Origin of the sequence: Streptomyces sp. NPDC058145, assembly GCF_042884245.1 — a bacterium.
GTDB lineage: Bacteria > Actinomycetota > Actinomycetes > Streptomycetales > Streptomycetaceae > Streptomyces.
Map to the genome: position 1 here is coordinate 358,377 of NZ_JBHVUH010000001.1, position 26,078 is coordinate 384,454.

The 26,078-nt window shown below is 72.4% G+C and carries 22 protein-coding genes and 1 riboswitch; of the genes, 17 read left to right on the forward strand and 5 right to left on the reverse strand.

All coding sequences use genetic code 11. The features are described 5' to 3' along the window. Window positions 1-46: 46 nt before the first annotated feature. Window positions 47-691 (reverse strand): RDD family protein, encoded by a 645-nt coding sequence (locus ACFVVO_RS01740; protein ID WP_390050975.1) that lies wholly within the window; start codon window positions 689-691, stop codon window positions 47-49. 277 nt (window positions 692-968) lie between these two features. Here ACFVVO_RS01740 and ACFVVO_RS01745 point away from each other — a divergent pair, with 277 nt between their 5' ends. The 12 genes from ACFVVO_RS01745 (at window position 969) to ACFVVO_RS01800 (ending at window position 16,087) form a co-directional block, all read left to right on the forward strand. Further along, a complete protein-coding gene (locus tag ACFVVO_RS01745; RefSeq protein ID WP_390050976.1) occupies window positions 969-1,823 on the forward strand; it encodes a bifunctional methylenetetrahydrofolate dehydrogenase/methenyltetrahydrofolate cyclohydrolase in 855 nt (284 codons plus the stop codon). Continuing rightward, on the forward strand, window positions 1,813-2,286 hold the full coding sequence (locus ACFVVO_RS01750) for a DUF3017 domain-containing protein (RefSeq protein WP_390050977.1): 474 nt from the start codon (window positions 1,813-1,815) through the stop codon (window positions 2,284-2,286). Before ACFVVO_RS01745 ends, ACFVVO_RS01750 begins: the two co-directional genes overlap by 11 nt. A gap of 448 nt (window positions 2,287-2,734) precedes the next feature. Beyond that, complete coding sequence (locus tag ACFVVO_RS01755) at window positions 2,735-3,916, forward strand: DUF2690 domain-containing protein (RefSeq protein WP_390050978.1); 1,182 nt, start codon at window positions 2,735-2,737, stop codon at window positions 3,914-3,916. Between the two features lie 383 nt (window positions 3,917-4,299). Then, the gene (locus ACFVVO_RS01760) at window positions 4,300-5,289 is read left to right on the forward strand and encodes a malate dehydrogenase (protein WP_390050979.1); all 990 of its coding nucleotides are present in this window, start codon (window positions 4,300-4,302) and stop codon (window positions 5,287-5,289) included. A gap of 175 nt (window positions 5,290-5,464) precedes the next feature. Continuing rightward, window positions 5,465-7,243, forward strand: coding sequence for a hypothetical protein (locus ACFVVO_RS01765; protein ID WP_390050980.1), 1,779 nt, complete (start codon window positions 5,465-5,467; stop codon window positions 7,241-7,243). Beyond that, the gene (locus ACFVVO_RS01770) at window positions 7,230-7,583 is read left to right on the forward strand and encodes a hypothetical protein (protein WP_390050981.1); all 354 of its coding nucleotides are present in this window, start codon (window positions 7,230-7,232) and stop codon (window positions 7,581-7,583) included. The genes ACFVVO_RS01765 and ACFVVO_RS01770 overlap by 14 nt, the downstream gene beginning before the upstream one ends. Window positions 7,584-7,593: 10 nt before the next feature. Beyond that, complete coding sequence (locus tag ACFVVO_RS01775; RefSeq protein WP_390050982.1) at window positions 7,594-8,718, forward strand: hypothetical protein; 1,125 nt, start codon at window positions 7,594-7,596, stop codon at window positions 8,716-8,718. A 180-nt stretch (window positions 8,719-8,898) separates the two neighbouring features. Continuing rightward, complete coding sequence (locus ACFVVO_RS01780; RefSeq protein ID WP_390050983.1) at window positions 8,899-10,419, forward strand: aldehyde dehydrogenase family protein; 1,521 nt, start codon at window positions 8,899-8,901, stop codon at window positions 10,417-10,419. 74 nt (window positions 10,420-10,493) lie between these two features. Further along, window positions 10,494-12,026: a GMC family oxidoreductase gene (locus tag ACFVVO_RS01785; RefSeq protein WP_390050984.1), complete on the forward strand. Its 1,533-nt coding sequence runs from the start codon at window positions 10,494-10,496 to the stop codon at window positions 12,024-12,026. Next, on the forward strand, window positions 12,023-13,180 hold the full coding sequence (locus tag ACFVVO_RS01790; protein ID WP_390050985.1) for a glycine betaine/L-proline ABC transporter ATP-binding protein: 1,158 nt from the start codon (window positions 12,023-12,025) through the stop codon (window positions 13,178-13,180). The genes ACFVVO_RS01785 and ACFVVO_RS01790 overlap by 4 nt, the downstream gene beginning before the upstream one ends. Continuing rightward, window positions 13,180-15,126, forward strand: a complete 1,947-nt coding sequence (locus ACFVVO_RS01795; protein WP_390050986.1) for an ABC transporter permease — start codon at window positions 13,180-13,182, stop codon at window positions 15,124-15,126. Before ACFVVO_RS01790 ends, ACFVVO_RS01795 begins: the two co-directional genes overlap by 1 nt. 1 nt (window position 15,127) lies before the next feature. Next, window positions 15,128-16,087 carry an ABC transporter substrate-binding protein gene (locus ACFVVO_RS01800; RefSeq protein WP_390050987.1) on the forward strand — a complete coding sequence of 320 codons (960 nt, stop codon included), beginning with the start codon at window positions 15,128-15,130 and terminating at the stop codon, window positions 16,085-16,087. A gap of 6 nt (window positions 16,088-16,093) precedes the next feature. Here the strand turns inward: ACFVVO_RS01800 and ACFVVO_RS01805 are convergent, their stop codons facing one another. Together ACFVVO_RS01805 and ACFVVO_RS01810 are read right to left on the reverse strand one after the other, a co-directional pair. Beyond that, complete coding sequence (locus ACFVVO_RS01805; protein WP_390050988.1) at window positions 16,094-16,846, reverse strand: isocitrate lyase/phosphoenolpyruvate mutase family protein; 753 nt, start codon at window positions 16,844-16,846, stop codon at window positions 16,094-16,096. Beyond that, on the reverse strand, window positions 16,843-17,343 hold the full coding sequence (locus ACFVVO_RS01810) for a carboxymuconolactone decarboxylase family protein (protein ID WP_390050989.1): 501 nt from the start codon (window positions 17,341-17,343) through the stop codon (window positions 16,843-16,845). Before ACFVVO_RS01810 ends, ACFVVO_RS01805 begins: the two co-directional genes overlap by 4 nt. 46 nt (window positions 17,344-17,389) lie before the next feature. On the opposite strand from ACFVVO_RS01810, the gene ACFVVO_RS01815 reads away from it, so the two are divergent. Beyond that, on the forward strand, window positions 17,390-18,778 hold the full coding sequence (locus ACFVVO_RS01815; protein ID WP_390050990.1) for a PLP-dependent aminotransferase family protein: 1,389 nt from the start codon (window positions 17,390-17,392) through the stop codon (window positions 18,776-18,778). Between the two features lie 94 nt (window positions 18,779-18,872). Here ACFVVO_RS01815 and ACFVVO_RS01820 read toward each other — a convergent pair whose 3' ends face one another. Further along, entirely contained in the window at window positions 18,873-19,703 is an 831-nt protein-coding gene (locus ACFVVO_RS01820; RefSeq protein ID WP_390051554.1) for a DMT family transporter, read from the reverse strand. Between the two features lie 121 nt (window positions 19,704-19,824). Between ACFVVO_RS01820 and ACFVVO_RS01825 the strand changes: the two genes are divergently transcribed. Further along, a complete protein-coding gene (locus ACFVVO_RS01825) occupies window positions 19,825-20,166 on the forward strand; it encodes a hypothetical protein (protein ID WP_390050991.1) in 342 nt (113 codons plus the stop codon). Window positions 20,167-20,179: 13 nt separating this feature from the next. Next, a complete protein-coding gene (locus ACFVVO_RS01830) occupies window positions 20,180-21,364 on the forward strand; it encodes a glutathionylspermidine synthase family protein (protein ID WP_390050992.1) in 1,185 nt (394 codons plus the stop codon). 195 nt (window positions 21,365-21,559) lie between these two features. On the opposite strand, the gene rocD is transcribed toward ACFVVO_RS01830, so the two are convergent. Further along, window positions 21,560-22,765 (reverse strand): ornithine--oxo-acid transaminase, encoded by a 1,206-nt coding sequence (gene rocD / locus ACFVVO_RS01835; RefSeq protein WP_390050993.1) that lies wholly within the window; start codon window positions 22,763-22,765, stop codon window positions 21,560-21,562. 113 nt (window positions 22,766-22,878) lie between these two features. Beyond that, a riboswitch (ZMP/ZTP riboswitch) is annotated at window positions 22,879-22,969 on the forward strand. 32 nt (window positions 22,970-23,001) lie between these two features. Here rocD and ACFVVO_RS01840 point away from each other — a divergent pair. Together ACFVVO_RS01840 and trpS are read left to right on the forward strand one after the other, a co-directional pair. Continuing rightward, the gene (locus ACFVVO_RS01840; RefSeq protein ID WP_390050994.1) at window positions 23,002-24,453 is read left to right on the forward strand and encodes a glycine hydroxymethyltransferase; all 1,452 of its coding nucleotides are present in this window, start codon (window positions 23,002-23,004) and stop codon (window positions 24,451-24,453) included. Window positions 24,454-24,946: 493 nt separating this feature from the next. Beyond that, complete coding sequence (trpS, locus tag ACFVVO_RS01845; protein WP_390050995.1) at window positions 24,947-25,960, forward strand: tryptophan--tRNA ligase; 1,014 nt, start codon at window positions 24,947-24,949, stop codon at window positions 25,958-25,960. The last annotated feature ends 118 nt before the right edge of the window (window positions 25,961-26,078 follow it).

Sequence of the window (26,078 nt, forward strand, 5' to 3'; positions counted from 1 at the left end):
CCCCTTCGCGGGGGCCGGAGGCCGCTACGTCGTGCGGGTGCTCAACTCACGGGTTGCGGATCACGATCGAGCCGCAGACCTTGTCGGCGAACGTCTGGCTCTTGGAGTCCCACGCGGGCCAGAGGTAACCGAGGTAGCAGGGCAGACCGTCGATGATGTGGGCCAGCTGGCGCACGAACGCCATGCCGCCGCCGAGCGGCTGGCCGGTCTCCTCCTTGAGCGTGCGGATGCCGAGCGCCTTCTTGCCGACGGTCTGGCCGGTCTTGCCCTCCTGGATCACCTGCCAGATGAGGACGCCGATGCCGAGCAGGAAACCGACCAGCGTCAGGGCCGGGGCGCCCGCCTTGGCGCCGATGACGGCGAGGGGGACGTAGGCGACCATGTACAGGACCATGTCGATCAGCTTGCTGAGGAACCGCTGACCCCAGTTCGCGTACTGCGGCTGCATGCCGTACCCGCCCTGCTGCGGGTAACCCGGGTAGCCGGGCTGCTGGGGATAGCCGTAGCCCTGCTGCGGCGGGACGCCCTGCGGGGCCTGCGGGTAGCCGGGCTGCTGGGGGTAGCCGTAGCCCTGCTGCTGCGGCGGCACGCCCTGCGGAGCCTGCGGGTAACCCGGCTGCTGCGGTTGACCGTAACCCTGCTGCGGGTCCTGCGGCTGACCATAGGGGTTGTTGGGCGAGCCGAAACTCATGGCGGATTTCCTCCGTTGGATCTGCGGGGACGACGCGGAAGGAACGGAGGTACGTCAGGATTTGAGCGGTTTGCCCCCCAACCGGACCGCGATACTGCGCCGTTCATCGTCATCCGGGAGGCGAGTTCTTGTCCAGCCGGATTCGCGATGCGTTGTGCAAGTGCAACATCGTCGATCATGTCCGGACATCCGGGACCGTCGCCGGAAGCCGTCCCAGGTGCCGGACGGTGGGGACCCGGATTGGAACCGAGGGCCGGTCATCCGCGAGGATGGGTGCATGACCGCCCAGATTCTCGATGGCAAGGCCACCGCAGCCGCGATCAAGTCCGAGCTGACCGCCCGCGTGGCGGCGCTGAAGGAGAGGGGCGTCACGCCCGGCCTGGGCACGATTTTGGTCGGGGAGGACCCCGGCAGCCAGAAGTACGTCGCCGGCAAGCACCGCGACTGCGCCCAGGTCGGCATCGCCTCCATCCAGCGCGAGCTGCCCGCCACGGCCACCCAGGAGGAGATCGAGGCGGTCGTCCGGGAGCTGAACGAGGACCCGGGCTGCACCGGCTACATCGTGCAACTCCCGCTGCCCAAGGGCATCGACGAGAACCGCGTCCTGGAGCTGATGGACCCGGCCAAGGACGCCGACGGCCTGCACCCGATGAACCTCGGCCGTCTCGTGCTGAACGAGCCGGCGCCGCTGCCCTGCACCCCCAACGGCATCATCAGCCTGCTGCGGGCCCACGGCGTCGAGATCAAGGGCGCCGAGGTCGTGGTCGTCGGGCGCGGTGTGACCATCGGCCGCCCGATGCCGCTGCTGCTCACCCGCCGCAGCGAGAACGCCACCGTGACCCAGTGCCACACCGGCACCCGTGATCTGTCCGCCCACCTCAAGCGGGCCGACATCATCATCGCGGCGGCCGGCTTCCCGCACCTGATCCGCGCCGAGGACGTCAAGCCGGGCGCGGCCGTGCTGGACGTCGGTGTCTCCCGCAACGCCGAGGGCAAGATCGTCGGCGACGTCCACCCGGACGTGACCGGTGTGGCCGCCTGGATCTCCCCGAACCCGGGCGGTGTGGGCCCCATGACCCGGGCGCAGCTGCTGGTCAACGTGGTCGAGGCGGCGGAGCGCAGTGCCGGCTGAGGACGACCGTACGGTGACCGGGCCGACGGCCCGCGACGCGATCAGCGCCCCCGACGCCGAGGGGCGCCCACGGCGTGTCACGCGCCGCTTCCCGCTGTTCACCAGGGACACCGCGCGCCCCGAGGGCGGCGGCCGGGCCGCCCCGGGTGACGCCCCGGCGCCCGCCCGGCAGTGGCCGATGCTCGTCGTGCTCTCCGCCGTCGCGCTCGGCCTGCTGCTGACCGCGCTCGACGTGTTCCGCTACGGAACCCTGCTGATCGGCGCCGCCCTGCTGGCCGGCGCGGCCCTGCGCTGGACGCTGCCGAGCGTCGGCATGCTCGCCGTCCGCTCGCGGTTCACGGACATCGTCACCTACGGCGTCCTGGGGCTCGCGATCGTGCTGCTGGCGATGACGGTCCAGCCCAACCCCTGGCTGACCATCCCGTTCCTGAAGGGCGTGCTGCACTTCACGCTGACCAATTAGCGCCACCTGCGGGGCCCTTGGCGGGCGCCTCGGTGGCCGGTGCGATGGAACGGCGGCCCGTCCCCTCCCCCGAGCAAGGACGGACCGCCGTCATTACGTAAGCCTTCCCTGCCGTGAACGGCCAGTTCAACGGCTGTCCGCACGCTGTGGCACGGAAGTGACCGTTCCGCTACGGTGTCCGCGCACTGCCACATGTGTGCGGGCCGTGTCGCTGTCCCCGTGAATCGGCGCTACGTTACGAAGGCTCCGTGGAGGCGGGTGCGCGACCTGTGGAACCGGTGCTCCCGTGCACCCCCGCTCCGGGAACTGGGATCCTTGGTCGGCGCATCCCTGTGGGTAGGCCAGAACGATGTCGCGCCGGGAACCGACCGGACCGGCGCGCGGGCCACGCGCGGGGCACGGCGCGGGGAACCAACAGCACCAACCGGGGGGAAGAGGGGGAAGCACGATGCCTCGATGGAAAGCCTTGCCGGACGAGCTGGATCCGCAGATCAAGGAGTTCACGAGCCAGTTGCGGCGACTCGTGGACCGCAGCGGCCTGAGCATCGCGGCGCTGGCGGACCGGACCGGCTACAGCAAGACGTCCTGGGAGCGTTACCTGGGTGGCCGGCTCCTCGCGCCCAAGGGCGCGATCGTGGCGCTCGCGGAGGTCACCGGCACCCACCCCGTCCACCTCACCACGATGTGGGAGCTGGCCGAGCGGGCCTGGAGCCGTGCGGAGATGCGGCACGACCGGACCATGGAGCAGATTCGTATCTCCCAGGCGCGCGCCGCGCTCGGGGAGTTCGGGGCGGCCGGGGCCGAGGCCCAGGGGACGGGCGGTACGAGGACGGCCAACCGGGGCACCGGCACCACGGCGGTCCCGGGTGCCGCGGACCCCGCTGGTGCCCCGCCGCGGGTTCCGGCCCAGCCGACGGCGTCCGACGCCGACGACCGCGAGCGGACGGACCTCGGCCCGGGCCCCGAGGTCAACTCCTGGGGGCTGGCGGGCTACGAGGGCCCGTCGCGGGCGAGCGGTCGCCCGGGTACGCGTGCCCCGTCCACGCCGGACGGCGCGGGCCACCCGCCGGTTCCGCCGTCCCCGTACGGCGGGCAGCAGCCGCCGAGCTCCGCGGGCAACCGTTCCGCCAAGGGGTCCGGCGGCAAGCGGCGGCTGACGATGTTCCTCGCGGGTGCCGGCGCCGTCCTCGTCGTCGTCGCGGCCGTCTTCCTGTTCACGCACCGGGGCGGCGGCAAGAACGTGGGCGCCACGAAGTCGCCCTCCCCGGCCGCCAGCACCCGCCCCAGCCTGCCCGCCGGGGTCAAGTGCGCCGGCTCGGCCTGCACCGGCAAGGACGCGGAGGCGATGGGCTGCACCGGCAGCCTGGTGACCACCGCGAAGACGGCCACCGTCGGCGCCGCCACCCTCGAGGTCCGCTACAGCAGCACCTGTGGCACGGCCTGGGGACGGATAACCGGCGGCGTCCAGGGCGACCAGGTCCAGGTCTCGGCAGGCAAGGCCCGACAGAAGGGCGACATCACCACCGCCGGGGACACCATCGCCTACACGCCGATGGTCGCCGTGAAGGACGCGGCCGAGGCCGAGGCCTGCGCGACCCTCGCCTCCGGGCAGACGGGCTGCACGAAGTAGCCGGCTGCGCGAAGCGGCGAACCAGCGGGCGGGGCGAAAGAGGGGACCGGCGCGCGGGACGGAAGCGGAGGGGCCCGTTCGGGTGACTTTCCGGGGCGGGGCGCATGGGCCCCGGGAACCTGGGCACGCGAACCGTACCCCCACGGGAGTCCGGCAGTCCGGTATCCCCACCGGCGGCCGTCTCCGTCCCCCTCTCCCGGACGGGCGGCCGCCTCCTCCGTACCCCCGTGACCCGCCGGCACGACTTGTGAACTGAGCCACAGGGCCCCGGACGTCTCGCATGGCGGATGCGCGATAGCCTGACCGCTGGATTCTCTTGACGCCAAGAGATCGATCATCCGGGGCCGTGCCGCCCCACCGCCAGCTGTCATACGGAGAACGCCATGACCCGCACTCCCGTGAACGTCACCGTCACCGGCGCGGCCGGCCAGATCGGTTACGCCCTGCTCTTCCGCATCGCCTCCGGCCAGCTGCTCGGCGCGGACGTGCCGGTCAAGCTGCGCCTCCTGGAGATCACGCCGGCGCTGAAGGCCGCCGAGGGCACGGCCATGGAGCTGGACGACTGCGCCTTCCCGCTTCTTCAGGGCATCGAGATCAGCGACGACCCGAACGTCGCCTTCGACGGCGCCAACGTGGCCCTGCTCGTCGGCGCCCGCCCCCGCACCAAGGGCATGGAGCGCGGCGACCTGCTCGAGGCCAACGGCGGCATCTTCAAGCCGCAGGGCAAGGCCATCAACGACCACGCCGCGGACGACATCAAGGTCCTGGTCGTCGGCAACCCGGCCAACACCAACGCGCTGATCGCCCAGGCCGCCGCGCCGGACGTACCGGCCGAGCGCTTCACCGCGATGACCCGCCTCGACCACAACCGCGCGCTGACCCAGCTCGCGAAGAAGACGGGCTCGACGGTCGCCGACATCAAGCGCCTGACCATCTGGGGCAACCACTCCGCCACCCAGTACCCGGACATCTTCCACGCCACGGTCGCCGGCAAGAACGCCGCCGAGGTCGTGAACGACGAGAAGTGGCTGGCCGAGGACTTCATCCCGACCGTCGCCAAGCGCGGCGCCGCGATCATCGAGGCCCGTGGCGCCTCGTCCGCCGCCTCCGCCGCCAACGCCGCCATCGACCACGTGCACACGTGGGTCAACGGCACCGCCGAGGGCAACTGGACCTCGATGGGCATCCCGTCGGACGGCTCCTACGGCGTCCCGGAGGGCCTGATCTCCTCCTTCCCGGTCACCACCAAGGACGGCAAGTACGAGATCGTCCAGGGCCTGGACATCAACGAGTTCTCCCGCGCCCGCATCGACGCCTCCGTCAAGGAGCTCGAGGAGGAGCGCGAGGCGGTCCGCGGTCTCGGCCTGATCTGAGAACACCCGCGGCGGTGACGCCGTGCACACGAGCGGGCCCCGCTCCGGAGGAACCGGAGCGGGGCCCGCTCGTATGCGGACGCGGGACCCGCCCGGTGTCCCGCCGTTGCCCTATGCTGATGGCTCGTCAACTCACCTCTTCGCTGAGTGACTTACCACGCCTCGGGGGAATCGCGTGAACACCGCATTCGTGCCGCAGCAACCGCAGCCGACGCCTGCGGCGGCACCATCCGCAGCGCCGCCGCCCACCCCACCGCACGCCAGTGAGGCCACCCGGCTGCTGTGCGCGGGCACGTACCTGGATCCCGGTTACCGGGACCGGGTGATCGACGAACTGCACCTCAACGAGCAGCGGTTCGTGGCGCCCTCGCTCGGTCTCGACGCCGCCCGCGTCCTCGCACACGCCCTGCGCGCCCGCCGCCGGGAGCTCCAGTGGGCCGCGGCGGCTCTCGGTCTGTGGCTGGTGGGAGCGGCCCTGACCCAGGGTCTGCTGGCCCTCTACCTGCTGCCCAGCCTGTATCTCGCGATCGGCGTCCGGATCAGGGGCCGCTCGCCGGTCGCTCCCCTGTACCGGGTGCTGCCCGCCTTCCTCTTCCGCTGGTGGGGCCGGATCCTGTTCGCGCTGCTGCTGGGGTTCACCGTGATCGCCGCGTTCGGCGGCGGGGACGACGGCACTTCGTACGACTCCTACGGCGGCTCCTACGACTCGTACGGCTCGTACGGAAGCTCCGACTCGGCGAACCTGAGCGACGTCTTCCTGCCTGGCTCCAATGATGCCGGGGCCCATTTCAGGCCCTGGCAGGCCTGGGCCACCCTGGTCGTCCTCGCGCTCGTCGCCCTGTGCCTGGCGGGTCAGCGGGGCCAGTTCGCGCGCGTCCTGGCCGCCGAGCTGTCCCCGCAGCGCTTCCCCGACGCCGCCGACGACCCCGCCGAGCAGGGCGAGAACCGCCGGTTCCAGTGGCTCAAGCACCGCATCCGGACCGAGCAGCACGCGCCGCTGATCATGTACCACGAGGCGCGTCCGTTCTGCGGGGCCGGTGTGGCGCAGCAGGACTGGGTGCTGGCCGTCGAGCTCAAGCCCGACGCGCTGAAGAAGCGACAGCAGCCGATCAGCAACCGGCTGGTGCTGGAGAAGATCCGGCCGCTGGTGGAGCGGCTCCGGCTGCCCGCCGAGTACGCGGGGACCGGGGTGCGCGACCGACTGCGCTGGCTGGAGATCGACGAGTGCGTGTTCCTGCCGGCGGAGGGTCTGCTGCGCCGCGAGGACGCGCCTCACCAGCCGCATGCCTTCGAGGAGCACCGGGCGCACGCGGTCGAGGAGGGCGCCGAGAAGCGCCGGCACTTCCTGCGCATCCGCGTAGGCGGCTGGGAGGAGGAGCTGGTCGTCACGGTGTTCGTGCGCGTCCACACCCAGGGCCGCATGCTCATGCTGGAGATCGCTCCGCACGTGCTGTCGCCGGTGCGTCAGGTGTTCAAGGAGGCCGACCGTACGGCCCACCGGTACCAGCACAACAACTTGCTGGGCAAGGCGGTCTGGGCCGTGACCCGGGTGCCGGGCTCGCCGGCCGGGTCCCTGATCGTCCTCGGCAGGGCCGTGGCGTACGGCTGGCGGCTGCTGACGGGCGGGTACGCGAACGCGTTGCCGGACGGACCCGCGCTGTCCGTCCGGGAGCTGGGCTCGGCCGAAGCAGGTTCGCAGTTCCAGGAGATGGACGCCTCCCGCTACCTCACGAGCATCCAGGACCGGGTGGCGAACGGGGTGCGCGCCGCGCTCGCCGAAGCCGGCTACCAGACCGGCGAGTTCGTCCAGCAGGTCAACAACATCAGCAACGGAGGCGTGCACATCGGCAGCGTCGAGGGAAGCACCTTCGCCGTCGGCGACAACTCCTCCGCCTCCTCCACGAACGGCGGCGGCGAGCCGCGGAAGGGAGCCGACGCCCATGGCGACGAATGAGCCGAGGGTCAGCATCGGCGATGTCTCGCACAGCACCTTCGCCATCGGCGACCACGCGCACGCCGAGAGCCACCACGGCACGGCCGCGCCGCGCGACGCGGCGGCCGAGGAGCTGCTGCTGGCCGTACGGGAGCTGCGCGCCGATCTGGCACGGGTGCGGGCCGACGACCGGACGGCGGAACTCGACGCCGCCCTCGCGGACACGGAGGACGAGATCACCCGCACCGGCCAGGCCGCCCCCTCCCGCCGCGAGCGCCTGCGCCGGCTGCTCGACGACTCCCAGGCGCTGGTCGGTCTGCTCGCCTCGGCGGGCACGCTGGCCGGCCTGGTGGGGCTGTGAGGCGGACGCCATGAGCGGGGGAGCGCGGTACTGGAACGAGGAGACCCAGCGCTGGGAGGACAGCGAGGGAGGTCAGGCCGGCGCACCGGTGACATCGCCACCGCCGGCCATGCCGGACCGGGCACCCGTGTGGCCCCCGGCCGGACCGCCGACGACCGCCGAGGGCGTGTCCGTCCCGCCGGATCCTGTCCTTGCGGAATCCGTCTCCCCGGCGCCCGCGGTGCCCGGGCAGGCGCCGCCCGCGCCGCCGACGCCGTGGCCGGATTCGTCCGGCGTCCCGCACGGCACCTGGCCGGGCGCCTCCGTCGGCACGCCAGGTGGACCGAACGGCCCTGAAGCGGGCAGCGGCGGGGCGGGCTGGTCCTCGCCCGAGTGGCCCGTGCCGCCCGGGCCGGCGCCCGCGCGCACCGGCGGGCTCAGCCGGAGAACGGTCTGGACCGTCGTCGTGGGCGCCGCCGTGGTCGGTGTCGCCGCGAGCCTCGTCCTGACCTTCGTGGTCGGGTCCGGGGATCACGACCGGCCCACACCGGCGGCCGGCTCGCCGAGCGCCGCCGTGGTCACGGACTCCCCGGTGCCGTCCGACGACCCGTCCGGCTCCGCGTCCAACGCGGAGGACGCTGCCACACCCTCCGCCTCGGCGAGCCCGCTGCCCGCGGACTGGGAGGCGTACGACGACGACGAGGGCTTCCGGATCGCGCGCCCCAAGGGCTGGTCGCGGTCCACGCTCCCCTCCTCGTACGGCATCAAAATCGTCAACTACCGCAGCCCGGACCAGAAGCACCGGCTGCAGATCTACCAGGTGGCGGAGGCGTCCCCGGACGAGTCGTTCGAGATGTACCTGTCCGACGGAACCGCCAAGCCGCCGGGATTCCGGAAACTCTCCCTGCTCGATCTCGACGAGGGCGACTTCGTCGGCTCACGCATGGAATACCTGGCCGACAGCATCAAGGGCGAACCGGACGTCGGCGCCTGGCACGTCTACGACGAGCGCTTCATGGCCGTGGACGGGCGGATCTACGCCATCGCCGCCTACGGCCCCGACAAGGACGGCGGCGGTGACGAGCTGAAGCTGCTCGACACCGCGCTGAGCGGGTTCTGCCCGCCCGACACGGGCTGTGACGCGCCGATGGACTGAGCGCTGCGCCGTAGATAACCCGTTTCTGACCGATTTCGCATGAATTTTCAGTGACGCCGCGCACTGTGGGCCACTGATTCGGCATGCAAGCCCCGGGTCGTGGGCAGGCGGCGACGGTCCCTGAGCACGCCGCCTGCGTGACACACGGGCACCGAACAGGAACGGAAGGCAGCACCGATCATGGCGGAGAGAACGGAACGACAGGACCAGGCGACGATCCACGCGGGAGGGGAATGGCTGGCAGCGGCCTCCGGCGCGACACGCGAGATCCTCGACCCCGCGGACGCCCGGCGGTTCGCCCTGGTCGCGGAGGGTGACGAGAAGGACGCGGAACGTGCGGTCGCCGCCGCCCGGCAGGCGTTCGACCACGGCCCCTGGCCCGGCACGCCGGTCGCCGAGCGCGCCGCGCTGCTGCGCCGCGTGGCCGACCTCCTCGTGCGCGACCGCGAGGAACTCGGCCTGCTGGAGAGCCGGGACGCGGGCAAGACCGTCGAGGAGGGCCGCGTTGACATCGACTGCGTCGCCGACGCCTTCCGCTACTTCGCCGACCTGGTCGCGGGCGAGGCCCCCGGCCGGGTGGTCGACGCGGGCTCACCCGACATCCACAGCGTCGTCGTCCACGAGCCGGTCGGCGTCTGCGCGCTGATCACCCCCTGGAACTACCCGCTGCTCCAGGCAAGCTGGAAGATCGCCCCCGCGCTCGCGGCCGGCAACACCTTCGTGATCAAGCCCAGCGAGATCACCCCGATGACGACCATCGCGCTGATCGACCTGCTCCGTGAGGCCGGTCTGCCCGCCGGCGTCGCCAACCTGGTCACCGGCCCCGGCCACACCGTGGGCGCCCGGCTCGCCGAGCACCCCGACGTCGACCTCGTCTCCTTCACCGGTGGCCTGATCAGCGGAACCAAGGTCGCCCAGGCCGCCGCCCCCACCGTCAAGAAGGTCGCCCTCGAACTCGGCGGCAAGAACCCCAACGTGGTCTTCGCCGACGCCTGCGCCACCGAGGAGGGCTTCGACACCGCCGTCGACCAGGCCCTCAACGCCGCCTTCATCCACAGCGGCCAGGTCTGCTCGGCAGGCGGCCGGCTGATCGTCGAGGAGTCGGTCCGGGACCGCTTCGTCACCGAACTCGCCCGTCGCGCCCAGCGGATCAGGCTCGGCCGGGGCACCGAGGACGGCGTCGAGTGCGGCCCGCTCGTCTCCGCGCAGCAGCGCGCCAAGGTCGAGTCGTACGTCGCCTCCGCGCTCGAGGAGGGCGCGGTGCTGCGCTGCGGCGGCAAGCGTCCCGAGCCGTCCGAGACCCGGCCGGAGAGCGGCTACTTCTACGAGCCGACCGTCCTCGACGCCTGCCACCGCGAGATGCGGGTCGTACGCGAGGAGGTCTTCGGCCCGGTCCTCACCGTCGAGACCTTCCGCACCGAGGAGGAGGCGGTGTTCCTCGCCAACGACACCGAGTACGGCCTCGCGGGCGCCGTCTGGACCGCCGACGCGGGCCGTGCCCGCCGCGTCGCGGGACGGCTGCGCCACGGCACCGTCTGGATCAACGACTTCCACCCCTACCTGCCGCAGGCGGAGTGGGGCGGCTTCGGCAGGAGCGGCACCGGCCGTGAACTCGGCCCCGCCGGCCTCGCCGAGTACCGCGAGACCAAGCACGTCTACCAGAACCTGGCGCCGAAGCCGGTGCGCTGGTTCGCCGGCTGAGCCCCCACCAGCCCCGCCGGCGAACCGCCTTCCGCACCCTGAACTTCTTCCCACCCCCCAGGAGTAACCACCCGATGCCCGATCACACCCACGAATTCGACTACGTCGTCATCGGCGGCGGAACGGCCGGTTCCGTCATCGCCTCGCGGCTGACGGAGAACCCGGACGTGACCGTCGCCGTCATCGAGGGCGGCCCCAGCGACGTCGGCCGCGACGACGTGCTGACGCTGCGCCGCTGGATGGGCCTGCTCGGCGGTGAACTCGACTACGACTACCCCACCACCGAACAGCCCCGCGGCAACTCGCACATCCGGCACAGCCGGGCCCGGGTGCTGGGCGGCTGCTCCTCCCACAACACCCTCATCTCCTTCAAGCCGCTCCCGTCCGACTGGGACGAGTGGGAGGAGGCCGGTGCCGAGGGCTGGGGCGCCGTGCCCATGGAGGCGTACTTCGCCCGCCTGAAGAACAACATCGTCTCCGTCGACGAGAAGGACCGCAACGCCATCGCCCGCGACTTCGTCGACGCCGCGCAGACGGCGCTCGACGTCCCGCGCGTCGAGGGCTTCAACGAGAAGCCGTTCACCGAGGGCGTCGGCTTCTTCGACCTCGCCTACCACCCCGAGGACAACAAGCGGTCCTCCGCGTCGGTGGCGTATCTGCACCCCGTCATGGACGGACGCCCCAACCTCCACGTCCTCCTGGAGACCTGGGCGTACCGGCTGGAGCTGGACGGCACCCGCGCCGAGGGCGTGCACGTGCGCACCAAGGACGGCGAGGAACTGCTGATACGGGCCCGCAACGAGGTCGTGCTGTGCGCGGGCGCCGTCGACTCGCCCCGCCTGCTGATGCACTCCGGCGTCGGCCCGCGCGAGGACCTGGAGGCGCTCGGCATCCCCGTCGCGCACGACCTGCCCGGCGTCGGTGAGAACCTGCTCGACCACCCCGAGTCGGTGATCGTCTGGGAGACGAACGGGCCGATCCCGGAGAACTCCGCGATGGACTCCGACGCGGGCCTGTTCGTGCGCCGCGATCCCGGACACCAGGGCCCGGACCTGATGTTCCACTTCTACCAGATCCCGTTCACCGACAACCCGGAGCGACTGGGCTACCAGCGGCCGGAGTTCGGCGTCTCGATGACCCCGAACATCCCCAAGCCGAAGAGCCGCGGCCGCCTCTACCTCACCAGCGCCGACCCGTCCGTGAAGCCCGCACTGGACTTCCGCTACTTCACCGACGAGGACGACTACGACGCGCGGACCCTGGTCGACGGCATCCGCATCGCCCGCGAGATCGCCAAGGCCGAGCCGCTGGCCGGCTGGCTCAAGCGCGAGGTCTGCCCCGGCCCGGAGGTCCAGGACGACGCCGAACTGAGCGAGTACGCCCGCAAGGTCGCGCACACCGTCTACCACCCGGCCGGCACCTGCCGCATGGGTGCCGCCGAGGACCCGCTCGCCGTCGTCGACCCGGAGCTGCGCGTCCGCGGTCTCGACGGAATCCGTATCGCCGACGCCTCCGTCTTCCCGACCATGACGGCGGTCAACCCGATGATCGGGGTGCTCATGGTCGGGGAGAAGGCCGTCGATCTGATCGGAGGTGACGCGCGATGACGCTCACCGTTCCCACCCGTAAGCCGCCCACCACCGACGCCCCCGTCTTCTCGGTCGACGGACTGTGGAAGGTGTTCGGCCCCAAGGCCGGCCGCGTCCCGGGCGACCCGGAGCTCAGCACCCTCGACCCCGCCGACCTGCGCTCCCGCACCGGCTGCACGGCCGCCGTCCGGGACGTCTCCTTCGACGTGCGCAAGGGCGAGGTCTTCGTGGTGATGGGCCTGTCCGGCTCCGGCAAGTCCACCCTCGTGCGCTGTCTGACCCGGCTCATCGAGCCCACCGCCGGCACCATCGCCATCGACGGCGAGGACGTGCGCGCCATGGACCGCACGCGCCTGCGCGAACTGCGCCGCCACCGGGCCGCGATGGTCTTCCAGCACTTCGGCCTGCTCCCGCACCGCACGGTCCTCGACAACGTCGCCTACGGTCTGGAGATCCAGGGCGTCGGCCGGTCCGAGCGGCGCGAGCGGGCCGCCGAGGTGGTCGCCAAGGTCGGCCTCGAAGGCATGGAGAAGCGCCGTCCCGCCCAGCTCTCCGGTGGCCAGCGCCAGCGCGTCGGACTCGCCCGCGCGCTCGCCGTCGACCCCGAGGTCCTCCTCTTCGACGAGCCGTTCAGCGCCCTCGACCCGCTGATCCGGCGCGACATGCAGGAGGAGGTGATCCGCCTGCATCGCGAGGAGGGCCGCACGATGGTCTTCATCACCCACGACCTCTCCGAGGCGCTGAAGCTCGGCGACCGCATCGCCCTGATGCGCGACGGCCGCGTCGTCCAGCTCGGCACCCCCGAGGAGATCGTCTCCGCCCCGGCCGACGACTACGTCCGCGAGTTCGTCCGGGACGTGCCGCGCGAGCAGGTGGTGACCTGCCGCAGCGCCATGCGCCCCGCGTCCCTCGAGGAGGCCGGCAACGGCCCCGCAGTCCGCCCGGAGACCACCGTCGCCGAGGCCATCGAGGCAGTGGCCCGGGCCGGCGCCCCGGCCCGGGTGATGAACGAGGGCAAGTGCGTCGGAGTGGTCGGCCACGAGCAACTGCTCAGCGTGGTCGCCGGCACCGCGTCCACGCCGGCCGCCGGCGGTGGCGCGGGCGCCGCCGCACCCGCCCAGGGCGGGGAGGCGACCCCGCCCGCCCTCAGCACCGGCACGGAGGGCGTCTGATGGCAACGGTCACCGCGACAGCCCCCCGCACGCACCTCCCCGGCGTCCTGAGACACCGCGCAGCGGCCAAGCTCCTCCTGCTGGCCGTAGCCGCGGCGATCATCGTCCCCCTCGTCGACAGCCGCTGGGGCAGCGCGTCCTGGCCCGGCGCCCTCACCGTCGACCTCTCCAAGCCCCTGGCCGGTGCCAGCGACTGGGTGATCGACAACCGCGACAGCCACCCGCTGTTCCTCTACTTCTTCGGCTACATCAGCAACGCGGTCGTCCTGTCCGTACGCGCCGTCTACCTCACCCTGCTCGCCGCGGGCTGGGCGGGCGTCACAGCCTTCGGAGCCCTGGTCGCCTGGCGCGTCGCCGGCGTGCGGCTGGCCGCCGGCACGGCCGCCGCCCTGCTGGCCTGCGGAGTGCTCGGCATGTGGGTGCCGACCATGCAGACCCTCGCCCTCATGGTGGTCGCGGTCCTCGCCTCCGTGGCCGTGGGCGCCCTGCTCGGTCTGGCCTCCGGCCTCTCCGACCGGCTGAACCGCGCGCTGCGCCCGGTGCTGGACACCATGCAGGTGCTCCCGGCGTTCGCCTACCTCCTCCCCGTCGTCCTGGTCTTCGGCATCGGCGTGCCCGCGGCCGTGCTCGCCACCGTCGTCTACGCCGCCCCGCCGATGGCCCGGCTCACCGCGCTCGGTCTGCGCGGTGCCGACCCCGAGGTCCTGGAGGCCGTGGAGTCGCTCGGCGCCACCGCCCGCCAGCGGCTGCTGACGGCCCGTATCCCGCTGGCCCGCAAGGAACTCCTGCTCGGCCTCAACCAGACGATCATGATGGCCCTGTCCATGGCCGTCATCGCCTCCGTCATCGGCGCCGGCGGCCTCGGCGACCGCGTCTACCAGGCCCTCGCCTCCGTCGACGTGGGCGCGGCCCTCGCCGCGGGCATCCCGATCGTGCTGCTGGCGGTCGTCCTGGACCGCGTCACCGCGGCGGCCGGAAACGGCACGCCGGCGGCCGGCCGCCCCCGCACCATCGGCTGGCCCTACGCCCTCGCCGTCACCGTGGCCGTCGCCCTGGCCACCCGCCTCCTCGGCGCCCTCGACTGGCCCGGTGGCTGGACCCTGCCGATCGCCGAGCCGGTCAACCGCGCCGTCGACTGGATGACGGCCCACCTGTACTCCGGTGTCCCGGTGGTCGGCGGCACCGCCGACTGGGCGGGCCACTTCACCACCTGGGTGCTCGACCCGGTCCGCGACGGACTGCAGTGGCTGCCCTGGTGGGCGGTGCTGCTGATCGTCGCCGCGCTGGCCTGGCTGATCGGCACCTGGCGCACCGCCCTGACCGCCGTCCTCGCCATGGCCGCGATCGGCGTGCTCGGAGTGTGGAAGCCGTCCCTCGACACCCTCTCCCAGGTGCTCGCCGCCGTCGCCGTCACCCTCGTCCTGGGCTTCGCCACCGGCATCGCCGCGGCCCGCAGCGACCGTGTCGAACGCGCGCTGCGTCCCGTGCTGGACGTCTTCCAGACGATGCCGCAGTTCGTGTACCTGATCCCGGTCGTCGCCCTGTTCGGCGTCGGCCGCGCCCCGGCCGTCGCCGCGGCCGTCGTGTACGCGCTGCCGGCCGTCGTCCGGATCACCGCCCAGGGCCTGCGCCAGGTCGACCCGGCCGCCCTGGAGTCCGCGCGCTCGCTCGGCGCGACCGGCCGCCAGCAGCTCTGGCAGGTGCAGCTGCCGCTGGCCCGCCGCTCGCTGCTGCTCGCCGTCAACCAGGGCGTGGTCCTGGTCCTCGCCGTCGTCATCATCGGCGGCCTCGTCGGCGGTGGCGCCCTCGGCTACGACGTAGCCTTCGGCCTCGCCCAGGGCGACCTGGCGACCGGCCTGGTGGCCGGCGCGGCCATCGTCTGCCTGGGCCTGATGCTCGACCGGGTGACCCAGCCCACCGAACGGCGCCCGAAGAAGGGAGCGTGACATGCGATTCCGTACGACTCTCACGGTGGCCGCGGGCGTGTCCGCGCTCGCGCTGCTCACCGGCTGCGGCGCCGCCGACATGACCAAGCAGGCCAACCCCTTCGCCAACGCGCGGGGCTCGAAGACCGTCACCCTGTCCGTGCAGTCCTGGGTGGGCGCCCAGTCCAACGTGGCCGTCGCCCAGTACCTGCTGGAGCACAAGCTGGGCTACCGCGTCGACACCGTCCAGGTCGACGAGGTGCCCGCCTGGGACGCGCTCAGCCAGGGCCGGGTCGACGCCATCCTGGAGGACTGGGGCCACCCGGACCAGGAGAAGCGGTACGTCGAGGACAAGAAGACGATCGCGCCCGGCGGCGGCCTCGGGGTGACCGGGCACATCGGCTGGTACGTCCCCACCTACCTGGCCAAGCAGCACCCGGACATCACCGACTGGCACAACCTGAACAAGTACGCCTCCCTCTTCCGCACCGCGGAGAGCGGCGGCAAGGGCCAGCTGATGGACGGCTCCCCGTCCTACGTCACCAATGACAAGGCGCTGGTGAAGAACCTGAAGCTCGACTACCAGGTCGTCTTCGCCGGTTCCGAGGCGGCGCAGATCACCCAGATGAAACAGTTCGCCAAGGAGAAGAAGCCCTTCCTGAGTTACTGGTACGCGCCGCAGTGGCTGTTCAAGAAGGTCCCCATGACGGAGGTCAAGCTGCCGCCGTACAAGGAGGGCTGTGACGCGGACACGGCCAAGATCACCTGTGCCTACCCGCACACCCCGCTGCAGAAGTACCTCAACTCCGGCTTCGCGAAGTCCGGTGGCAAGGCGGCGGCCCTCCTGAAGAAGTTCAAGTGGACGACCGGGGACCAGAACGAGGTCTCCCTGATGATCGCCGACCAGAAGCTGAGCCCGCAGGAGGCGGCTAAGAAGTGGGTGGACAGCCACCCGTCCGTCTGGAAGAAGTGGCTGTCCTGAGCCGGATCAGCGCAGTCGGGCGACGATCTCGCCCAGCGCGGCCATGGCCCGTCGCTGGAGTCCCGGCCCGAACGTGACGCGAGTGGCCCCGAGTTCGCCGAGCACGGCGGGCGAGGGGCCCTCGCCGTCCAGCCGGGCCACCATGTTGAGCGGGCCCTGGATGCCCGACCGCAGCAGGGGCAGCACATCGGCCGGCGCCAGGATCGGGTACACGCAGTCCGCGCCCGCCGCCACGTACAGCGCGGCACGGGCGATGGCCTGGCCGGGATCGCCGTCGCCGTGGACGAAGGTGTCGACCCGGGCGTTGACGAACAGCCGGTCGGCGGCGGCCGAGCGGACCTCGGCGAGGTACTCGGCGTGTTCGTGCGGGTCCTTGAGGACACCGCCCGCTCCCGAGTCCTCGAGGTTGCAGCCCACCGCGCCCGCCTCCAGCAGCCGCTCCACCAGCTCCTTCGGCGCCAGTCCGTACCCGCCCTCGACGTCCGCCGAAACCGGCACGTCCACCGCCCGTACGATCCGGGCCACCGCCGCGAACATCTCGTCGGCGGGGGTGTCGCCGTCCTCGTGGCCGAGGGACGCGGCGACCCCGGCACTGGGAGTGGCCAGCGCCGGGAACCCGGCCTCGACGCACGCCCGGGCGCTCGCCGCGTCCCATGGGCCTGGGAGCACCAGAGGGTCGCCCTGGGGGCGCCGGCGGTGCAGCGCGCGGAACAGGTCCGCCCCGGTCAGGGCCGGCGGCTCCGCGGCGGGGCGGCTCACCTGTGCTGTCCCGGCTGGTAGTGGCCGGGGGCCATCCGGGTCGTCACGCCGAAGCGGTTCCACGCGTTGATCACCGTGATCGCGGCGATCAACCGTGCCAGCTCGGCCTCCTCGAACTGCTTGGCGGCCCGGTCGTACACCTCGTCCGGCACGAAGCCCTCGGTCAGCACGGTGACCGCCTCGGTCAGCTCGATCGCCGCCAGCTCCTTCTCCGTGTAGAAGTGCCGGGACTCCTCCCAGGCGCTGAGCTGCACGATCCGCTCCACGCTCTCGCCCGCCGCGAGCGCGTCCTTGGTGTGCATGTCGAGGCAGAAGGCGCAGTGGTTGAGCTGTGAGGCGCGGATCTTCACCAGCTCGTACAGCTTGGGGTCCAGGCCCTGCCTGGCGGCGGTGTCCAGGCGGACCATCGCCTTGTAGACCTCGGGCGCGTGCCGGGCCCACTCCAGGCGCGGGGCGTGTTCGGTGGCGTACTCGACGGATTCCTGTGCGCTGCTCATGGTTCGACCCTAGGAGCCGGGCAGCCCAGGAGTATGGTCCATTTCCATGGCGAATCCCTGGGCCAATCTTGGCGTGGACCTCCATCTGGAACCGGCCGGGACCGGCGGGCTGCGCCGCGGTCTGACCGACGCGCTGCGGGACGCGGTCCGCACCGGCCGACTCGCCCCCGGCACCCGGCTGCCGTCCTCCCGCTCCCTCGCCGGCGACCTCGGCATCGCCCGCAACACCGTCGCCGAGGCGTACGCCGACCTGGTCGCAGAAGGCTGGCTCACCGCCCGCCAGGGCTCCGGCACACGGGTGGCGGAGCGAGCGGTGATCCCGCCGGCGGCGGACGCGCCCCGGCGCCGCCCACCGGGCCGACCGGCGTACAGCCTCGTCCCCGGCAGCCCCGACCTCGCCGCCTTCCCGCGCACCGAGTGGCTCAAGGCCGCCCGCCGCGCCCTGGCCACCGCCCCCTTCGACGCCCTCGGCTACGGCGACCCGCGCGGCCGCCCCGAACTGCGCACCGCCCTCGCCGGCTACCTCGCCCGCGTCCGGGGCGTCCGCGCCGACCCCGAGACGATCCTGATCACCGCCGGCTTCTCGCACGCCCTGCGCGTCCTCGGCACGCTGCTGCGGGCCCGCGGGGTGCGCTCGGTGGCGGTGGAGTCCTACGGGCTCGACGCCCACTGGAGCCTGCTGCGCGACGCGGGTCTCGCGACGCCCGCCCTGCCGTACGACGAACTGGGCACCGATACGACAGCGTTGGCGGGCGAGGGAGCCGTACTCCTCACGCCCGCCCACCAGTTCCCCATGGGTACGGCCCTGCACCCCGACCGGCGCACGGCGGTGGTGGAGTGGGCGCGGCGCACCGGCGCCCTGGTCCTGGAGGACGACTACGACGGCGAGTTCCGCTACGACCGCCAGCCCGTCGGCGCCCTCCAGGGCCTGGACCCCGGCCGGGTCGTCCACCTCGGCACCACCAGCAAGTCCCTCGCGCCCGGCCTGCGGCTGGGCTGGATGGTCCTGCCGCCCTCGCTGGTGGAGGAGGCGGCCGCGGCCAAGGGCCGGATCGACACCGTGGGCGTGCTGGACCAGCTCACCCTGGCCGAGTTCCTCACCTCCGGTGCCTACGACCGGCACGTCCGCTCCGCCCGGCTGCGCTACCGGCGCCGCCGTGACGCCCTCGCCGCAGCCGTCGCCGAGCGCGCGCCCGGCGTCCGGGTCACCGGGATCGCGGCCGGCCTGCACGCGGTGCTGCGGCTGCCGCCCGGCAGTGAACAGTCGGTGGTGCAGGCCGCGACCTGGCAGGGCCTGGCCCTGCACGGCCTGTCCTTCCACCGGCACCCCGACGCCGTCGCCGAACCGGCCGACGCGCTGGTCGTCGGGTACGGCACGCCGCCGGACAGCGCGTGGGCGGGCGCGCTGGAGGCACTGTGCCGGGCGCTGCCATGAGGCGAGGGCTTCTCCATCCGCACCGGGTTCACCTGCATCCGCAGCAGGCTCCCTCTGATCCTGATCCTGATCCTGATCCTGACCCGGAGCGGGCTCACCCCTCCTCCACCGCGACGGCCGGCGCCTCCCCGAACCGCGCCAGTGCCAGCGCCCCCGCCACCGCCACCACGAACCCGAGTGCCGCCAGCCAGCCCAGGCCCTCGCGGGTGCGGTCGCCGAGCCAGACGACGCCCACCGTCGCCGGGCCGATCGTCTCGCCGATCACCATGCCGGCCGTCGCGGTCGTCACCGAGCCGCGCTGCAGGGCCGAGGTCAACAGCACGAAGGCGGCGGCGCCGCCGATCAGGAGGGCGTAGGACGCCGGATTCGTGAGCAGATCGGCCGGCCGCAGCGAGTCGATAAGCCGGACCGCCACCTCCACCACCCCGAACCCGAAACCCGCCCCAAGACCCAGCACGAGGGCCCGCATCCGCCCCGACAGCCGCCCGCCCAGCAGAGCGAGCACCGCCATGCCGGCCGCCGTCGCGAGCATCACCCACTTCAGGGCGTCCGAACCGCCCTCCTCGCCCTCCGGCCCGGCCGCCAGACCCAGCATCGCGAGCCCCGCGCACACCACGCCCACCGCGCCCCACTCCGTGCCGCTGAGCCGCACCCGAAGCAGGCGCGCCGCGACCACCGCCGTCACCGCCAGGCTCGAGGCCAGCGCCGCGCTCACCGCGTAGATCGGGATCGAGCGCAGCGCGGCGATCTGGAACAGGAAGCCCAGTCCGTCCAGCGCGAGACCGGCCAGGTACCGCCACTGCCGCAGGGCCCGCAGCAGCAGGGCGACCTCGCCGCCCCCGCCCGTACCGGCCTCCCGCGCGGCCATCGCCTGCAACACCGTCGCGGTACCGAAGCAGACCGCCGCGCCAAGGGCGCACACCATTCCGAACAACACGAAGCGACTCTAGGCGAGGGCGAGATCGCAGGGCCCCTTGCGGGTACCCGCGCACCCCCGCCTAGGCTGACCGCCGCACACCGCACAGCAGACGGGGGAGAGACACCACATGGCGAACACGCGCGCGCAACTGCGCTCCACCACGGTCGTCCTCGGCGGCATGGGCCTGCTCGCCGCCGCCCTGACCGCCTGCTCCTCCGCGCCGGACAAGCGCTGCGTCGACCGGGACAGCTACCGCCTCGCCAAGGGCTACAAGGTCGTCTCCGACAAGAACTGCAGGTCCGCCAAGGTCTCGGTGAACGGCTCCTGGTACTACGGCGGCAAGAAGAGGGGCTCCTGGGTCACCGGCGGCTCCTTCACCAAACCGAGCAAGGGCTCGGGCGGCTCCTCGGGCGGCGGCGGAGTGCACCGCGGCGGGTTCGGCGGCGGCAAGGGCGGCTCCGGCGGCTGACCGGCACACACCCATGGAACGCCGAACCATCACCCCCCGCCCCGACTGGCAGCGGACCGTCGAGGAACAAGGGCTCGTCTACCCGCTCACCCGCCACCCCGACGGCTCCCTGCGCCCCTACTGGGACGAGAGCGCCTACTACGTCTTCACCCTGGACGAGGTCGAGGCGCTGGAGGAGACCGTCGGGGAACTGCACCGCATGTGCCTGGCCGCCGCCGGGCACATCGTGGCGAAGGGCCGTTTCGCCGACCTCGGCATCACCGACCCGCGGGTCGTCGCGGCCGTCACCGAGGCCTGGCACCGCCGCGCCGAACTCCCCACCGTCTACGGCCGCTTCGACCTCCGCTACGACGGCACCGGCCCGGCGAAACTGCTGGAGTACAACGCGGACACCCCCACCTCGCTGGTCGAGGCCGCATCCCCCCAGTGGTTCTGGATGGCGGAGCGCTTCCCCGGCGCCGACCAGTGGAACTCCCTGCACGAACGTCTGGTCGACGCCTGGCGCGAGCAGGCCGCGCTGCTCCCGCCGGGCAGCCCGCTGCACTTCGCGCACTCCTCGGCCGACGAACTCGGCGAGGACCTGATGACGGTCGCCTATCTGAAGGAGACCGCCGAGCAGGCCGGACTCGCCACCGACTGGATCTCCATGGAGGAGATCGGCTGGGACACCCTCTCCGGCCGGTTCGTGGACAACGGACTCCGTTTCATCCGCGCCGTTTTCAAGCTCTACCCCTGGGAATGGCTCACCACCGACGCGTTCGCCGGGCACGTCCTCGACACCCTCGACAACGGCGGCGGCAGCGGCACCACCCTGTGGATCGAGCCCGCCTGGAAGATGCTGCTGAGCAACAAGGCCCTGCTGGCCGTCCTCTGGGAGCTGTACCCCGGCCACCCGAACCTGCTCCCCGCCCATCTCGACGGCCCGCGCGAACTGGCCCGGACCACCGGCTACGTGGCCAAGCCCCTGCTGGGCCGCGAGGGCGAGGGCGTCACCGTGCACGAGCCGGGCGCGCCCGCGGCCGTACCCGACGAGCCCTGCTGCTACCAGCAGTTGGCCCCGCTGCCCGCCTTCGACGGCAACCATGTCGTCCTCGGCGCCTGGACCGTCCGGGACGAACCGGCCGGCCTCGGCATCCGCGAGTCCTCGGGCCTGATCACCGACGGATACGCCCGCTTCCTCCCGCACGTGATCCTCTAGTGCTGCGACCGGAAGGGTTCACCGGCTCGCGAGGCCCGGCACGGCACCTCGCCGCGTCGTCGCATCACCCGAGTACATCCAGTACGCGGGTGATGCTCCGCCCTGCGACGCACCGAAGCGGACGCCGCGAGCTTCCCGGCCGGCCTTTCCGGCCACAGCACCAGGCGCCGCCCCGGACGTGCCGCCGGACGGCTCCTAGCCGCCCAGCACGGCCTCCAACTGGTCGATACCCCAGTCCAGGTCCTCCTCGGTGATGACCAGCGGCGGCGCGATCCGGACGGTCGAGCCGTGGGTGTCCTTCACCAGCACGCCCCGCTCCATCAGCCGCTCCGTCACCTGACGCGCGGTGCCGGCCCGCGGCGCGATGTCCACACCCGCCCACAGCCCGCGCCCCCGCACCGCCGTCACCGGGCCCGCGCCGAGCAGCCCGCGCAGCCGCCGGTGCAGCCGCTCGCCCAGCTCGGCCGCCCGCGCCTGGTACTCGCCGGTCCGCAGCATCGCGATCACCTCCAGCGCCACCGCGCAGGCCAGCGGGTTCCCGCCGAACGTCGACCCGTGCTCGCCCGGCCGGAACACACCGAGCACCTCCGCGCTCGACACCACCGCCGACACCGGCAGGATCCCGCCGCCCAGCGCCTTGCCCAGCAGGTACACGTCCGGCACCACCCCCTCGTGCTCGCACGCGAAGGTCCGCCCGGTCCGCCCCAGCCCCGACTGGATCTCGTCGGCGACGAAGAGCACGTTCCGCTCCCGGGTCAGCTCCCGCACCCCGGCCAGATAGCCGGCCGGCGGCACGATCACCCCCGACTCGCCCTGGATCGGCTCCAGCAGCACGGCGACGGTGTTCTCGGTGAGCGCCCGCCGCATCGCGGTCAGATCCCCGTACGGCACGATCTCGAACCCCGGCGTGTACGGCCCGAAGTCCGCCCGGGCCTCCGGATCGGTCGAGAAGCTGATCACCGTCGTCGTACGCCCGTGGAAGTTGCCGCCCGCGACCACCACCTTCGCCATCTCCGCGGGCACCCCCTTCACCCGGTAGCCCCACTTCCGGGCCGTCTTCACCGCGCTCTCCACGGCCTCCGTACCGGTGTTCATGGGCAGCACCATCTCCATGCCGCACAGCTCGGCCAGCTCGGTGCAGAAGGCCGCGAACCGGTCGTGGTGGAAGGCGCGGGAAGTCAGCGTCACCCGCGCGAGCTGCCGCTCGGCCGCCTCGACGAGGCGCCGGTTGCCGTGCCCGAAGTTCAGCGCGGAGTACCCGGCCAGCAGGTCCAGATACCGGCGCCCCGCCACGTCCGTCAGCCACGCCCCCTCGGCCGTGGCCACGACGACCGGCAACGGATGGTAGGTGGGCGCGCTGTGCGCGTCGGCGGCGGCGATGAGGTCTTCAGCAGTGGGCACGGCCTCTCCCGGATACGACGGTGACTCTCCCGGACACGACGGTGGCCCCCTTCCTATCCTCGCTCGCATGGTGGACGCGGGATCTCGCCGTTCCGGCGCGCCCGGTAGGCTGATCAGCGGGTCGTGACTGGCGCGCAGGGATGGGACGGACCATCGGGGAGCGGCCCGAGCGGGAAAACAGTGCCGTGCGCCTGGGCCGAACGTGAACGCTGAACGCACGCCGTCCGGAGGTCCCCATGCCAGAGCAGAACTCCCTCTCCACCGAGTCCACGGCCTTCCGCGCCGCACTCGACGTCATCCGCACGGTCGAACCGCGGGTCGCCGACGCCATCGGCCAGGAGGTCACCGACCAGCGCGCGATGCTCAAGCTGATCGCCTCCGAGAACTACGCCTCCCCGGCCACCCTGCTGGCGATGGGCAACTGGTTCAGCGACAAGTACGCCGAGGGCACCGTCGGCCGCCGCTTCTACGCCGGCTGCCGCAACGTCGACACCGTCGAGTCGCTGGCCGCCGAGCACGCCCGCGAGCTCTTCGGCGCCCGGCACGCCTACGTCCAGCCGCACTCCGGCATCGACGCCAACCTCGTCGCCTTCTGGGCCGTCCTCGCCGACCGTGTCGAGGTGCCGTTCCTGGCGAAGACCGGCGCCCGCCAGGTCAACGACCTCACCGAGGCCGACTGGGCCGAGCTGCGCCAGGCCTTCGGCAACCAGCGCATGCTCGGTATGTCCCTGGACGCCGGCGGCCACCTCACCCACGGCTTCCGCCCGAACATCTCCGGCAAGATGTTCGACCAGCGCTCCTACGGCACCGACCCGGTCACCGGCCTCATCGACTACGAGGCGCTGCGCGCCCAGGCCCGCGAGTTCAAGCCGCTGATCATCGTGGCCGGCTACTCCGCCTACCCGCGCCTGGTGAACTTCCGGATCATGCGGGAGATCGCCGACGAGGTCGGGGCGACCCTGATGGTCGACATGGCCCACTTCGCGGGCCTGGTCGCCGGCAAGGTCCTGACCGGCGACTTCGACCCGGTCCCGCACGCCCAGATCGTCACCACGACCACCCACAAGTCCCTGCGCGGCCCGCGCGGCGGCATGGTCCTGTGCGACGACTCCCTGAAGGACCAGGTCGACCGCGGCTGCCCGATGGTCCTCGGCGGCCCGCTGCCGCACGTGATGGCCGCCAAGGCCGTCGCCCTCGCCGAGGCCCGGCAGCCCTCCTTCCAGGACTACGCCCGGCGCATCGTCGACAACTCCCGTGCCCTGGCCGAGGGCCTGACGCGGCGCGGCGCCACCCTGGTCACCGGTGGCACGGACAACCACCTCAACCTGATCGACGTGGCCACCTCCTACGGCCTCACCGGCCGCCAGGCCGAGGCGGCCCTGCTGGACTCCGGCATCGTCACCAACCGCAACGCCATCCCGGCCGACCCGAACGGCGCCTGGTACACCTCCGGCATCCGCGTCGGCACCCCCGCCCTGACCACCCGGGGCCTCGGCACCGCCGAGATGGACGAGGTGGCCGGTCTCATCGACCGGGTGCTCACCACCACCGAGTCCGGCACCACCAAGTCCGGCGCCCCCTCCAAGGCCCAGCACGTCCTCGACCCGAAGATCGCGGACGAGATCTCCCACCGGGCGACCGACCTGGTAGCGGGCTTCCCGCTGTACCCGGAGGTCGACCTCGGCTGACCCTCACAGGTCGATCAGCCCTGACGAGGCTCCCCAGCGCGGCGGACCGGCACGACGCCGGTCCGCCGCGCGGCGTACCGCAGCGGCGCCGGCGTTTCGGCGGCGAGCCCTCCGGCGGCCGCCCACCCCAGCGGGACGGCGGCCCGGGACCCGCGCCGACCCGCGCGGGTCCCGGGGCGCCGGCACCGGCGCGCCGAGCGGCCCGGCGCGGTCCAGCCGGTCGTGGTCGTCCCGCCGCGCCCGGTGCCCCGGCGACGCCGAGCGCCCCCGCGCCCCCGGCGACGCCGAGCGCCCCCGCGCCCCCGGCGACGGCGAGCGCCCCCGCGACCGCCGTCACCCGGGTGGCCCGCGCCTGCCGCCGCCATGGCCCCCGTGCGCCCGTCGACGCCCTCTCCCGGGTCCCACCCTCTGTCACACCTCGCGGAACGGATCGCGCCTCACCTGTTTCCCACCCGTACCGGATCGCCACCCGTTACCTGAGAGAATGGTGAACATGGCCACTGACCGACCTCGCGTGCTCTCAGGAATCCAGCCCACCGCAGGCTCGTTCCACCTCGGCAACTACCTCGGCGCCGTCCGCCAGTGGGTGGCCCTGCAGGAGTCCCACGACGCGTTCTACATGGTCGTCGACCTGCACGCGATCACCGTTCCGCAGGAACCGGCTCAGCTGCGGGCCAACACCCGGCTGGCCGCCGCGCAGTTGCTGGCCGCCGGGCTCGACCCGGACCGGTGCACCCTCTTCGTGCAGAGCCACGTCCCCGAGCACGCCCAGCTCGCCTGGGTCATGAACTGCCTCACCGGCTTCGGCGAGGCCTCGCGCATGACCCAGTTCAAGGACAAGTCCGCCAAGCAGGGTGCCGACCGGGCCTCCGTCGGCCTGTTCACGTACCCGGTCCTGCAGGTCGCGGACATCCTGCTGTACCAGGCCAACGAGGTGCCGGTCGGCGAGGACCAGCGCCAGCACATCGAGCTGACCCGCGACCTCGCCGAGCGGTTCAACGGGCGGTTCGGCCGGACCTTCACCGTCCCGAAGCCGTACATCCTCAAAGAGACGGCGAAGATCTACGACCTGCAGGACCCGACGGTCAAGATGAGCAAGTCGGCGTCCACCCCCAAGGGCCTGATCAACCTGCTCGACGAGCCGAAGGCGACGGCGAAGAAGGTCAAGAGCGCGGTCACCGACACCGACACGGTGATCCGCTACGACACCGAGAACAAGCCGGGCGTCTCCAACCTCCTCACCATCTTCTCCACCCTCACCGGCCGCTCCATCGACGAGCTGGAGAAGGACTACGAGGGCAAGATGTACGGCGCGCTCAAGACGGACCTCGCCGACGCCATGGTGGAGTTCGTGACGCCGTTCCGGGAACGCACCCAGCAGTACCTGGAGGACCCCGAGACGCTCGACTCGGTCCTTGCCAAGGGCGCGGAGAAGGCACGGGCCGTGGCCGCGGAGACGCTCGCGCAGGCGTACGACCGCGTGGGCTTCCTGCCGGCGAAGCACTGAGCGGCACCCGGGCGTAGGACCGCACGCGCACCCGAGCGGGCGGAGCGCTGCACATCACTGCCGCTGCGCCTGCCCACGGGACACCCGTGGCCGTACAGTCGATAACCGACGGGTGAGA